This window comes from Methanothermobacter sp. (assembly GCF_030055425.1).
GTDB lineage: Archaea > Methanobacteriota > Methanobacteria > Methanobacteriales > Methanothermobacteraceae > Methanothermobacter.
In genome coordinates this window covers 194008-206584 of the sequence record NZ_JASFYE010000002.1, presented here as the reverse complement: position 1 = coordinate 206584, position 12577 = coordinate 194008, and the positions used below count along the sequence as shown (strand labels likewise).

Annotated in this window: 14 protein-coding genes; 4 read left to right on the top strand and 10 right to left on the bottom strand. The window is 48.1% G+C overall.

Annotation, left to right across the window (positions count from 1 at the left end):
• The first annotated feature begins 1 nt into the window (after position 1).
• Together QFX39_RS03370 and QFX39_RS03365 are read left to right on the top strand one after the other, a co-directional pair.
• The gene (locus QFX39_RS03370; protein WP_300477499.1) at positions 2-697 is read left to right on the top strand and encodes an anaerobic ribonucleoside-triphosphate reductase activating protein; all 696 of its coding nucleotides are present in this window, start codon (positions 2-4) and stop codon (positions 695-697) included.
• A gap of 17 nt (positions 698-714) precedes the next feature.
• Positions 715-1848, top strand: coding sequence for a tetratricopeptide repeat protein (locus QFX39_RS03365; RefSeq protein WP_300477498.1), 1134 nt, complete (start codon positions 715-717; stop codon positions 1846-1848).
• Here the strand turns inward: QFX39_RS03365 and glmM are convergent.
• Positions 1845-3251, bottom strand: a complete 1407-nt coding sequence (gene glmM / locus QFX39_RS03360) for a phosphoglucosamine mutase (RefSeq protein WP_300477497.1) — start codon at positions 3249-3251, stop codon at positions 1845-1847. The two genes, QFX39_RS03365 and glmM, sit on opposite strands and share 4 nt — an antisense overlap.
• Before the next feature lie 40 nt (positions 3252-3291).
• Positions 3292-4695, bottom strand: a complete 1404-nt coding sequence (locus QFX39_RS03355; RefSeq protein ID WP_300477496.1) for a glycosyltransferase family 39 protein — start codon at positions 4693-4695, stop codon at positions 3292-3294.
• Positions 4696-4742: 47 nt separating this feature from the next.
• Between QFX39_RS03355 and QFX39_RS03350 the strand changes: the two genes are divergently transcribed.
• Complete coding sequence (locus QFX39_RS03350; RefSeq protein WP_300477494.1) at positions 4743-5264, top strand: carbonic anhydrase; 522 nt, start codon at positions 4743-4745, stop codon at positions 5262-5264.
• Position 5265: 1 nt separating this feature from the next.
• On the opposite strand, the gene QFX39_RS03345 is transcribed toward QFX39_RS03350, so the two are convergent.
• The 6 genes from QFX39_RS03345 to thiC form a co-directional block, all read right to left on the bottom strand.
• On the bottom strand, positions 5266-5667 hold the full coding sequence (locus tag QFX39_RS03345) for an exodeoxyribonuclease VII large subunit (RefSeq protein ID WP_300477492.1): 402 nt from the start codon (positions 5665-5667) through the stop codon (positions 5266-5268).
• 48 nt (positions 5668-5715) lie between these two features.
• Complete coding sequence (locus QFX39_RS03340; protein WP_300477575.1) at positions 5716-7371, bottom strand: ATP-dependent DNA ligase; 1656 nt, start codon at positions 7369-7371, stop codon at positions 5716-5718.
• A gap of 1 nt (position 7372) precedes the next feature.
• Entirely contained in the window at positions 7373-8125 is a 753-nt protein-coding gene (locus QFX39_RS03335; protein WP_300477491.1) for a winged helix-turn-helix domain-containing protein, read from the bottom strand.
• Between the two features lie 19 nt (positions 8126-8144).
• Positions 8145-8597: a ferredoxin-thioredoxin reductase catalytic domain-containing protein gene (locus tag QFX39_RS03330; protein WP_300477490.1), complete on the bottom strand. Its 453-nt coding sequence runs from the start codon at positions 8595-8597 to the stop codon at positions 8145-8147.
• 8 nt (positions 8598-8605) lie between these two features.
• Positions 8606-8884: a glutaredoxin family protein gene (locus QFX39_RS03325; protein ID WP_300477488.1), complete on the bottom strand. Its 279-nt coding sequence runs from the start codon at positions 8882-8884 to the stop codon at positions 8606-8608.
• A gap of 138 nt (positions 8885-9022) precedes the next feature.
• Positions 9023-10294, bottom strand: a complete 1272-nt coding sequence (thiC, locus tag QFX39_RS03320) for a phosphomethylpyrimidine synthase (protein WP_300477486.1) — start codon at positions 10292-10294, stop codon at positions 9023-9025.
• Positions 10295-10340: 46 nt separating this feature from the next.
• Between thiC and QFX39_RS03315 the strand changes: the two genes are divergently transcribed.
• Positions 10341-10718 (top strand): CBS domain-containing protein, encoded by a 378-nt coding sequence (locus QFX39_RS03315; RefSeq protein ID WP_300477484.1) that lies wholly within the window; start codon positions 10341-10343, stop codon positions 10716-10718.
• 2 nt (positions 10719-10720) lie between these two features.
• On the opposite strand, the gene QFX39_RS03310 is transcribed toward QFX39_RS03315, so the two are convergent.
• A complete protein-coding gene (locus tag QFX39_RS03310) occupies positions 10721-11548 on the bottom strand; it encodes a methanogenesis marker 8 protein (protein ID WP_300477482.1) in 828 nt (275 codons plus the stop codon).
• Between the two features lie 10 nt (positions 11549-11558).
• Entirely contained in the window at positions 11559-12557 is a 999-nt protein-coding gene (locus QFX39_RS03305) for a hypothetical protein (protein WP_300477480.1), read from the bottom strand.
• Between the last annotated feature and the right edge of the window lie 20 nt (positions 12558-12577).

Genomic DNA, 12577 nt, shown 5'->3' with positions numbered 1-12577 from the left:
AATGAAAATAGGTTCAATGGCAGTTTCAACCCTTGAATATCCAGGTAAACTCTCCCTTGTGATATTCACAGCAGGGTGTAACTTCAGGTGCCCCTACTGCCATAACCCTGAACTCATAGACGGTGGTGTGGAGGCTGATCTCTCAGATATCCTGGAGGATATGGAAAAATACGCCGACTTTGTTGATGCCGTCGTGGTGAGTGGTGGTGAGCCCCTCCTCCAGGTGGATGATGTTGAGGTAGTACTAAGGCACGCACGTTCCCTGGGGCTCCATACAAAACTTGACACCAATGGTTACTCCCCTGGGGCCCTCCGGAGGTTGCTGCCCCTACTTGATTATGTTGCAGTGGATGTGAAGGCCCCCTTCCACCGTTACAGGGAACTTGCCGGCGTCAGATGTGATGGTGTGAGGGAGAGCCTCAGTCTTCTTAGAGGCTCAGATGTTACGGTTGAGTGCCGGACAACCTTTGTGCCGGACCTCATGGACGAGGAGGACCTTAAGATTATCGCAGAGTCCATAGACTGTGACATCTACGTTATCCAGCAGTTCAGAAACAGGGTGGTCCTGGATGAAAAACTGAAGGACCTTGAGCCCCCATCACCACGCATGCTCAGGGACCTTGCCCTCAAGATTAAAAAATATTTCAGGAAGGTTAAGATACGTACCGAGGAGTTCGGAGAGGAAGAAATTCAATAATCGGGGGAGATACCAAATTGCCCATACTATCATTCAGCAGCAGGGACATCGACCTTGTAACCGGGAAAAGGACCATGACCATACGCCGGAAATGGAAGAGACCCCTCAGGGTGGGTGATCGCCTTCACTGCTACTGGAACCTTGTCTCCAAGGACCGAGAGAAGGTATTCGAGGCAGTGGTCACAGACGTTGAAACCGTCAGGTTCGCTGAGCTCAGGAAAAACGATGAACTGGCAAGGGAGGATGGTTTCAGGGATGCCAGGGAACTGGAGGAAGAATTCAAAAGGATGTACCAGGGCGACGTGGATGATGAAACCGAATTCCAGGTTATAAGGTTCAGGAAGCTTCCAGTGGAGGAATGGGAGGGCAAAAAGATCGATGAAAAGGCCATGATAACCAGGAGGGCTGACATACTCTTTGATTCAGGAAAATTCAATAAATCCCGCCTGTGCTACACTGCAGCCCTCCGCATTGACCCTGACGATGTTTACGTGCTCAACAGACTGGCAGACAATCTCACAAGGCTTGGGAGATTCGATGAAGCACTTGAAAACTACAGGAGAGCCATAAGAATAGATCCCGAAAATCCATATATATGGAACAATATGGCCATAACCCTCCTTAACGCCGGTGAAGTGGATGAGGCACTTGAGGCCAGTTCAAGGGCCCTGAAGATAAGGTCCCAGGACCCTGCCCTGCTTTACTGGAGGGGTGTTATGCTCGAGGTGGCTGAAAAACCGGTTGAAGCCCTTGAATTCTATGAGAAGGCAATTGAAAGGGACCCCCGGAATGCTGAATTATGGACAGCAAGGGGAAACCTTCTCTCGGAACTTGGAAGGATGGAGGATGCCCTGGAATCCTACAACAATGCCCTTGAACTGGCCCTTGAAGATGAACAGGACCCCCATCTCTGGAACCGTAAGGGCAACGCCCTCCTTGAGCTTGAAAGATTTGAAGAGGCCGTTGAATGCTACAGAAGGGCCATTGAAATGGATCCAGAGAATGATGTCTACTGGACCAACCTAGGTGTTGCGCTGCTGGAACTTGAAAGATTTGAAGAGGCCCTGGATTCATTCAGCAGGGCCCTCCAGTTAAACCCTGAAAATGAGGATGCTGAGATACTCCTGGAGGAGTGCCTTGAAAACCTCTAGACCTTCCCAAGTTTCTCAATGGCCTCTTCCACCAGGGATATTCCCCATTCAGCCATTTTAGTGGCATTTTCCTGGGTGTCTGACTCTGCAAAGCATCTGAATATTGGTTCTGTACCTGACGGCCTTATTATAACCCAACCATCGTCCCTGAAGATTTTAACACCATCGGTTGTATCTATATCCCTCACACCCGGTTCACTGCTCACCATTTCAGCCACCAGTTTCATGACATCCCCCTTGATTTCATCGGGACATTTTATCTTCTTTTTCTCAGAGTAATATGATGGCAGCTCTGATACAAGTTCAGAGAGGTGCCTTCCTTCATGTGCCATTATCTCAAGGATTTTTGCGGCTGTAAGGGCAGCGTCCCTCCCATATACAAAATCAGGGAATATCAGACCACCATTCTCCTCGCCTCCAAAGAGACCCCCTGTCTCTTTAAGCTTTCTGGCCACAAGGAGGTCCCCCACAGCGGTTGCAATCACCTCACCGTTGTTCTCCTCTGCCACGTCGTATATTGCTGAGGATGTCGCAACTGTCGTAACTATTATTCCGCCACCGTTCTCCTGGAGCATCCTCTTCTCAACAAGGGCAAAGGTCCTATCACCGAGGACGAACTGGCCCTTCTCATCTATACATATTGTTCTATCGGCGTCGCCATCATGGGCTATCCCCAGATCAGCCCCGGTTGACCTGACAGTATCCATGAGCTCAGAGAGGTTCTCAGGGACAGGTTCAGGGTCACGTCCAGGGAAAAACCCATCAGGCTGGGAATTAAGGGTCACAACACTGCAGCCCAGTTTCCTGAGGATGTATGGCATTGTGTAGGATCCAGCACCGCAGCCACAGTCAACCACCACCCTGAAATTTCTCTTTCTGATGGCCTCTGCGTCGACCCTCCTTATAACCTCCTCCTGGTACTCATTTATTATGCCCTGATTGACTGTCAGGTGGCCTATCTCATTCCATGAAGCCCTCTTAAATTTTTTCTGGAAGAATATATCCTCTATTTCCTCCTCCATATAATCCGGGATCCCTATACCGTCAGCGTCAACGAATTTTATGCCATTGTACTCTGGAGGGTTGTGGGAAGCGGTTACGATAACACCCCCATCATAGTAATTCCTCACCGCATACTGGACCGCCGGTGTTGGCAGTATTCCCAGATCAACAACATCGCATCCACTTGATAGGAGGCCTGATATAACTGCATTTTTTATCATGACCGTGGATGTCCTTGTATCCCCTCCAACAGCGATTTTACCATCTACAATGGAACCATATGCTGCTGCAAGTTTAGATGCAAATTCAGGTGTTAAAACTTCATTTGCAAGTCTCCTAACACCAAATGTACCGAAAAGCCTTTTCATTTTTATAACCTCATGTATGATTATTGATCGCAAAGGAGCTCAATAGACTTCCACACATAAACTGCAAGATATTCTAAACTTCCACCCTATACACCACAAAGTCCCTATTTCTGTAGACCTTCCGTGAATACGGGGGTGTTTTTCTGTTTTTAGTGTCAAGAATTATATAACCTACCATATCCATTCTGATGTCATCCTCTGTATACTCAAGGGTGACGGTGTATTTCCTGGCATCAATCGTGCCTCTAGATCCCGGTGCATAGCCACCTGCAGATACCGGTTGCCCTGCAATAGAAACGATTAACGGCTGAATATGGTAATCAGACACGACAACGGTTTTATGGTCCCCATTATATTTGAACCACTGGGCTGCTTCCAATTCAGATTCAGAAACCTCCGGCTTCACGGTGCTTGCAATTCCATAACCGCTGCACAGGGAGTAAACTGAGATGAAAAGAACCAGAACATAAACAGGCCACTTGCTATCAGCCACCTTCATTGAATTGAATATGCTGGCCCCCATTGCTGCTGCAGGGAAGAGTGCAAAGTAAAGTATTCTATCCGATAATACCTTCAATCCCACAGTGTAACCGGCACTCAGAGCCAGGACAAATATGAACCAGCTTGCCATCAGGATATCACTCCTCTCCCTTCTTTTAAGTGCACAGATTAACCCTGTAAGTGCAAGCACTGTGAGCAACGCCCCTAAATGGTTCAGATACCCCCCAATGGAAAGCGGATCTGCTGGTGGTGGCCTGAAGAAAAACCCATATTTAAGTAGAAGAGGCGCATACCAGATCATCGCCAGTATGAAACCTGTTAGGATAATCACCATGAGATTTCCAGGTTTTATGGAGTGCCTGCTGATTCTGGAAGCCAGAGTTGAGATTAAAACCACTGCAAGGACCATTGCGGCGGATAAGAGGTGTGTTAACATCAGAATGCCAAAAATTAGCCCGGTGAAGACTGGATAAATTTTAGAATCATTTTCCATGGAAATACAATAACCATAAACAAAAAAGGGCAAGAATATCATGGCCAGGGCTTCTGGGATGGGCATGATTATTCTTAAGAAGAACAGGCTTGAAATTGAAAGCATTCCGGTCAAAAATCCTGCCAGAGATCCGTAGAACCTTCCTGCAATATAAGAAAATGAAAGGATAATCAGGAATGCCATCACAGGCTGTATAAACCTTGCCACAGTTAAAAAGCCAAGACCGGTGATTTTAACAAGGAGCGTCAGCATTATATGAAAGAGGGGTGGATAACAGATGGGTCTCCCATAAGGGGCACATGTAAGTGGATCCCAGAACACGATGCCCTTCTCCATGTAAAGCATAGAGTTATGTATATGGTAGTAGATATCCCATGTAAGTGGTATGCTGTACTTCAGGGATGGTAGGAGTGCGAGGAGGAAGGCAAAGAGTGGAGGTAGAAGTGTCAATATTACACTGGCGTTCCTCTTGACAATCTCCATGGGTATCCCTTCTATGCTTTTCATGGGTACAGAATGAGTTGGTTATCATGGTTATTAAGGATATCCTCTCTGAAAACAGAAAATTTGTTAAGGAAGAAGGAACCCTTCTGAACGCAAAACCAGCGAAGGGTCTCTGCATCATAACCTGCATGGACTCAAGGCTCACAGGATTCCTTGAGGATGCCCTCGGGATAGGCAGGGGTGATGCAAAGATAATAAGGAACGCAGGTAACATCGTGGATGATGGTGCTGTGAGGTCAGCTGCAGTGGCCATATACGCCCTTGGTGTGCGGGAGATAATCATAGTGGGGCACACAGACTGTGGAATGACACGCCTTGATAGGGACCGCATAGTTTCAGAGATGAGGAAACTTGGCGTTGATGAGGATGTCATTGAAAATTTCAGCCTCAGAACACTGAACCCCATAGCCGATGAGGAGGAAAACGTTATTGAGGGTATCAGGAGGCTGCGTTCATCGCCACTTATACCTGAATCAGTAAAGGTCCATGGCCTTATAATTGACATAGCCACAGGTGAACTGAAACCATTGCACATCGATGAGGAATGAACTAACTCCCAGATGATTTTGGCCTGATGGCCGATGGTTTCTCAACAACTATCTCCAGTGATCCACGGTACTCCTTAACCCTTCCGGTTACCTGGATCCTCATTCCCCTTAAGATTCTAGGACTCATTTCCATACCCTTCGAGACTGATTTAAATGCCACAGCGGTTACTGTCCCTGTCCCATCATTTATTTTTAAAAGTAAAGTTCCAGATTCGAGTTCATGAACCGACTCCACTGTACCCTCAACTGTAATCTCCCTGTCCATCATGGCCCTGTCCACATCTGACACCCTAACGATGGGGGGTGTGAGTGATGCTGAGGATACTATCATTCCAATGAACCCTGCGATTCCAAGTAAAACCGATACCATGATTAGTGCCCTGTCATCCAGTATGAAACCCATGATATTATGTAATATATGTGAATATTTAAATATTACTGGAGTTCCGCATCAGGCCCTGAACATTGACTCTATACGGGAAACCGTATCAATGTCCTCAGGACTCAGATCATCTCTTATGCGTTTTACAACAGGAAAACGAAGAGAGTAACCGCTTTCATACTCAGGGCTGCGGACTATTTCACTGTAGGCCACCTCAAGTATTATCTCCGGTCTGACCCTCAGTTTCCTCCCCTTCCTCTCAATGGCAAGGTTCTCCATCCTGTCTGAGAGTTCCTGGAGGGTTTCATCATCCAGTCCCGTTGCAACATGAGCCACCGTCACAAGTTCCCCTGTATCATCATCCCTTGCAGCCAGAAGGTATGAGCCAATGAGGTGGGCCCTTTTTCCACGGCCATAGGTACCGCCAACCACAATGAGGTCCAGTGTTTCGGGTTCAGCCTTGAATTTAAGCATCTTTTTACCCCTTATACCCGGTATATATGGTGACTCTGTGTCCTTTATCATTATACCCTCATGACCCTCCCTTATTGATTCCCTGAAGAGCCACAGGGCTTCACCAATGTTATCAGGACCCACATCAACCATCCGGCTCGCCTCAATCTCCCCTGGAATCTCAGAAATGATTGATTCAAGGACCCTTCTCCTCTCCCTAAGTGGTTCGTCAATAAGGGGCCTTCCATAATATAGGACGTCGAAGAGGAAGAGGGATAGGGGAACCTTCCTCCTCAATCGTTCTATATCATACTTTCTCCTGACCCGCTGGAGTATGTACTGGAATGAAGCGGGTCTACCCTCAATTGTAACGATGATCTCACCCTCAACTATGTAGTCATCATCCGGGAGCGCCCTTTCAACGCCCTCAAGGATGTCAGGGACCGCCGCAGTTATGTTTTCAAGTCTACGTGTGAAAATGGATATCCCGTCCCCCTTTCTGTGTATCTGGACCCTTATCCCATCATATTTTGTCTCACAGAATGCCCTTCCAAGTTCCTCTATCGCAGATTCTATGCTCTCAGCAAGCTGTGCAAGCATTGGCTTTACAGGCCTTCCAGGTTCAAGATTCAGCCTTTCAAGACCCGAATTACCCTCCTCCATTGCAACGGCAGCCACCATACCCAGGTCATTGGTGAGCATGTGGGCCCTCTCAACAAGTGCAGGGTCGGCTCCTGAGGCCCTGGAAATGGCATCCCTTATGATACCCTCTGCAACCCCCACCCGGAGTTCCTCAAGGACCGTCCTGGTGATGTAACGTGCCTCAAGTGGCTTTGCCTGGGATAGTACCTCAACGAGTATTCCTATCTTCCTTGCCTGGGCCCTTTCACCTGTTACAGATGTCAGTGAGCGCAGTTTATCATAAACAAATTCAACAGTGAGTGGTTGCGAAAAGAAGGTTGTCTGGGTTTTCTTTGAGAAGAGTTTCTCACTTGCGAGTCCTATATCCCCCTCCTCCCTCATTGCATCTTCTATTTCATCAACCGAAACCCCCACGACAGTCGATATTGCTCTCATGAGAAGTTTTATGCCAACCCCGAGTTCCTCCTCACTCCAGATTGGGAAAACCCTTCCAAGCATGAGGAGGGTCACCACCGGTAAAAGATCCCTTTCAACGCTGCTGAAGAGCTCTGCAAGGATATCTGTCTTTTCGAGGCGCTTTGTTGTTGATTCCAGTTTTCTGTAGACCTCTGCAAGTTCAATATAGAGCAATCTATCCAACTCCATCATCTGTAAAGTGTCTGAAGAGGCTCCATGCCCATTCAATTGCCTCATCATCCCTTGAAAAAAGGAACCTTGATGGATCATAGAGGCCATCTGATAGGAAAAGAGATAGGGCCATCGAACCCTCCGTTATTATTAGGCTGAATTTAAGCTTTTCCGGTATGGCGTGAATAGCGGCATTCTGAGGCAAATCATCTTCAATAGAGGCTATAAGATCCTCTGAAAGTATTATCTCAGCCTTCACCCCTGACCTCAGGAGGTCACCATAGAAGGGGTGATATACCCCTGATAGGACCCAGACCCTCTCTGAATTCAGGGCGTTCTTTGCCACCACCTCATATGGTTCTGTGAGGTTCTCAGGCTTTGATTCAAGAATAGTGACCCCTGCAAGGTCTTCTATGCTGGATAGGAGGTGATCTGGTATTGATGATAGATCATGGTCAAGGAAGAATTCCGACAGATCTCCAAGAGCAAGAAGTGACCCTATGATACCCTGCACCTTGAGGGATATTATCCTCCCTGTTGCTGAAAGTTCATACCTGCGGTTGGTCCTTGAGACCATTCTCTTCTCTTCCAGCTGGTATATGGCATGTAGAATCGTTGATGAACTTGATCTTATAACTGACCTCATCTCCGATAGCTCCATGGGACCATCCATGAGAGCAAGCAGGACCTTCAGTCTCACCTCAGAGCCAAAAATGAACCTGAGATCCTCTTTGACTTCACTGTAGCCTTCCAGCAAGGATTCACCTCACCATCTTCTATTCAAGGAAAACATCAAATTTTCCGCTGACACCACATATGGGGCATGGTTCGGGTGGTGCCTTCCTTGCGCAGAGATAACCGCATACACGGCACCGCAGTACCGGGATCTTAAGGTCAAGTTTACCCCCAGGGATTTTCTCCATATTTCTTCTCTCAGGGATTGATTTAAATTCCACATCCTCATCCGCGACGTAAAGGCCACAGTAGCATGTACCATACTCCTCAAGATCCTCGTCCCTGTAATCACAGGGGCATACTATATCACTGTCCTCCTCTGGATTGCCGGATGCAAGACGGCAGGGGCAGGAATCATAACCATACCTTTCACGGTTGGTGAGAATCCCCTGCAGGAGTTCCATAACAAATTCCCTGTCAGGGTTGATTTTATAGCCTGATTTCTCTGCAGATTCCCTGATCTCTCTGTAGAGTGCTTCAAGTTCATCAGCCATGATGATCCCTACCTTAGGGCTGACTTTATTGAGAGTGCATCGAACCCCACAATAACATCCCCATCGTCTATCACAAGTGTAGGGAATGAGAGGGATGGGTTCCACTTCCGGAGCTCATTGATGGCTTTTTCACGTTCATCTCCCTGTAGGAGGTCGACGTATATGTAATCATAGGCCACCCCTAGTTCCTCCAGCAGTTCACGGGTTTTTTTGCACCATCCACATGTACTCAGGGCAAAAAGCCGGATCTTTGCCTTTTCGGTGCCGTTGACATGTTCAAATTTCATTTGACCACCACTGTAATTTCTGTTACTGAACCATATTAACTGTTGGGAATAGAACCGGCACAGTAGATGCAACTGTTCCCGTCCCCTCCTCAGACCGGGGGTGCCACAGACATTCCAGAGCCCCTATTCATAAGTGCTTCAATCACCTCTGAGGATCCTGAGAGCGCAGTATTCCCCGCACATGGTGCACATCTCTGAATCATCCATCGGGCACTGCATCCTGTATTCTGCGGGTTTTCTTGAGTCGAATGCCATTTCAAACTGTTTATTCCAGTCAAAGGATTTCCTTGCATTTGCCATTTCAAGTTCAGATTTCCATGCCCCTGGCAATTTGCTGGCGGCGTCCGCGGCCTGTGCAGCTATCCTGGAAGCCACCACCCCCTCAATAACATCATCCACACCGGGTATGGCGAGGTGTTCCGCGGGTGTTACATAGCAGAGGAAGTCGGCCCCGTTCATTGCCGCGACTGCACCACCTATGGCCGCGCTGATATGGTCATACCCGGGGGCCATGTCGGTGACTATTGGGCCGAGGACATAGAATGGTGCGCCGTCACATACAGACTTCTGTATCTTCATATTTGCTGCGATCTGGTCGAGTGGCATGTGGCCGGGACCCTCAACCATGCACTGTACATCTAAATCCCGGGCCCTTGCAACAAGATCCGCGAGTGTGAGCAGTTCCTGGATCTGGGGTATATCCGATGCATCTGCAAGGCAGCCGGGTCTCAGGCCATCCCCGAGGCTCAGTGTTACATCATACTCATATGCCAGTTCAAGGAGGTAGTCATAGTTGCTGTAGAGGGGGTTTTCCTCCTGGTTGTGAATTATCCATGCAGCCAGGAATGCTCCTCCCCTGCTCACTATACCCATTATCCTGTCTGATCGCTGGACCTTCTCAACTGTCTCAAGGGTTATCCCGGAGTGCACTGTCATGAAGTCAACGCCATCCCTGGCCTGGTTCTCTATTGCCCTGAACATGTCATCCTCGTCCATCTCCACAACCGAGCCGCTGGATCTGAAGGCCTCAACACCTGCCTCGTAGATTGGTACTGTTCCAACGGGTACGTCTACGGCTTCAAGTACGGCCCTTCTAACTTCACGGAGCATTGGGCCCGTGCTGAGGTCCATGACCGCATCTGCACCATATTCCACGGCCACCATTGCCTTTTCAACTTCAAGGTCAATGTCCTCCATCTTTGAGGATGAGCCAATATTTGCATTTACTTTCGTTGAAAGACCATCCCCTATGCCGCATGGTGATGAACTTCTATTAACATTGGATGGTATGACAGCCCTGCCATCTGCAATGCTTTTTATGAGAATCTGAATATCAATGTTCTCCTTTCGGGCTACCTCCTCCATTTCAGGGGTTATATTGCCCTTTCTTGCATTTTCCATCTGAGTCACTTTGATCCCTCAATCTTAATATATGGACATCAATAAAAATAATTTCATGATGAAAAAGCTCCGTGCAAGGGACATAATGCTGCGGGATGTTATTGTGGCTAATCCAGAAGACCTTGTGGCAGCTGCCAACCTCAAGATGGTCCGTGCAAATGTCGGTGGAGTTCCTGTTGTGGAGGAAGGCAGGCTTGTTGGCCTCATAACCCACAGGGATATTCTGCTTGCAGGTGGTGAGGCCCTGAAACTGCGGGTGAAGGATATCATGAGCAAGGACCTTGTTGTTGTCCATGAGGATACCCCAATAAGCAGGATAAGCAGGATAATGGCAGATACGGGTTATCAGAGGTTGCCTGTTGTGAAAGACGATATGCTCGTGGGGCTTATAACTCAGAGCTGCATCATAAAGGCTGTTGCAGACCACCTTTAGAGCTATACAAGGGGTTCAGGTGACAGTGGATTTCTTTCTGAATTTTTATTTCCCGAAGCCCCCATCCTCTTTAATCTGAGTTCAATGAACCTCTTACCCTTTTTTGTGCATGCATATATGGGTATTGAGGAGCCCACCTTCAGCAGCGCCCTTCTATCTGCTATTCGCCTTATGTACTTTGATGCGCAGGATGTTACAACATCACATGTATTGATTATTCTCTCTGCGCCTCTGTAATCTATTCCTGTGAGGTGAACTGCAAAGAGGTATATTTCTTCATCCTGGATTTTCCTTAAATGCTCTGCCTCATCCGGATCCTTGACTGTGACTGCAACCCTTCTGTAACCCATTTCAAGCGCCCTTTCAACACCCTTAAACTGGTCTATCGTTGCCTTTTGAGGGTCAAGGACATTTTTGGGGCCAATTTTTTCTATAACATCCTTTTCAGGGGATGTGCTGATGAAACCTGATATTCTTCCACCTATACCCTGTGCAAGTTCTGGTTCTGTTACAATGACGGTTCCTGCCCCATCGCAGACCATCACGGCCGCGTCCACCTCCCCCTCAGCAAGGAGTGTTGAGATAATCTCTGAGATGCCAAATGATAGAAAATCCCTCATTCTTAATTCACGGTTGGCTGTGCACATGCCAAAATCCTTGATGCGAAATTCAATATTCTGGCGGACCGCCTCAGAAGTGATCTTTTCAATGCCGCGATACTTATGGAACAGGGGGCAGTAGTGGATCAGTGGCTCTGATACATGGACCACCTTACCGTCCCTCACTGTAACCCGGGTTTTGCCCAGGGCCTCTATTACATGTTCACCCACAGAGAACACCTCAACGCTGGGGATATGGAAATCCTTCGGCAGGATCAGGTTTCAGGATCAGTGAAGCATCTGACCTCAGAAGCGCATTTACAGTTGCACTGAATGAGCATAGCGTCCCTATACCACATGCAACCCTCTCATCACCAGATATGATATCCACAGTTATATAATCTTCCATTCTTACATTTTCCCTTACACCCGCCCTGCCCATCCTGTGGAGGATCCTATTGCCCAGGGCCCCCATGGACCTGTCAAGCCAGAAATGTTTGAGTGGGCAGAGGTCACAGTAATTCCTGAAGAGCCTGTTCCACTTACTGCTTCCAAATCCTGCATCGATTTCGGCCCTTATGGTAGCATATGCTATGCAGCACCCCCAGTTCCTTCCGATAACCCTTCCGCCCTCGATGAGGTATGAGTGAACCCTCCTACCCCTCCATTCAAGTCTTCCGGTGATCCCTCTCTCATATTTCTCCATTCCAGTGTTCCGGGATCTCTCTGAGGCAATTTCCTTTCTCAGTGACTCTACCCTTGAAGCCGCTATGTTGATTGCGCAGACCGGGCAGAACCCTGATGCCGCAGATATAATTTCTTCACCACTCTTAGAATAGAGAACAACCTTTATACCTGCCCCCTCCCTTTTAACCTCCACGGACCCCCCCTCCGACCACGTCCTGGAGATGACCCTGGATGCTGTGTTAACAACCCTTCCATACCCTGCCATTTCTGCAACACGCTTCTGGTCCCTTTTATCTGTAAGAAATGGTTTCAGGACATCTGAAAGGTCATCATCAATAAAACCCGCGTTTATCTGTGCATCGAGAACCGCCGGGGCCCATGTTATATCCGAGCCCTCTCCAGCCAGCTCTCCCGATGGGTCCAGTATACGTGCCCTGACTCCCTCAGGGTACTCTGAGGTTTCAACGATGAATCCCTCCTCTGAGAGATGCTTGAATACGAGGTGGCATGCACCACATGCACCCTCTGAAATATCAAGATCCCTGATCTGCATGGCCCTCCCCCACTGCAAGT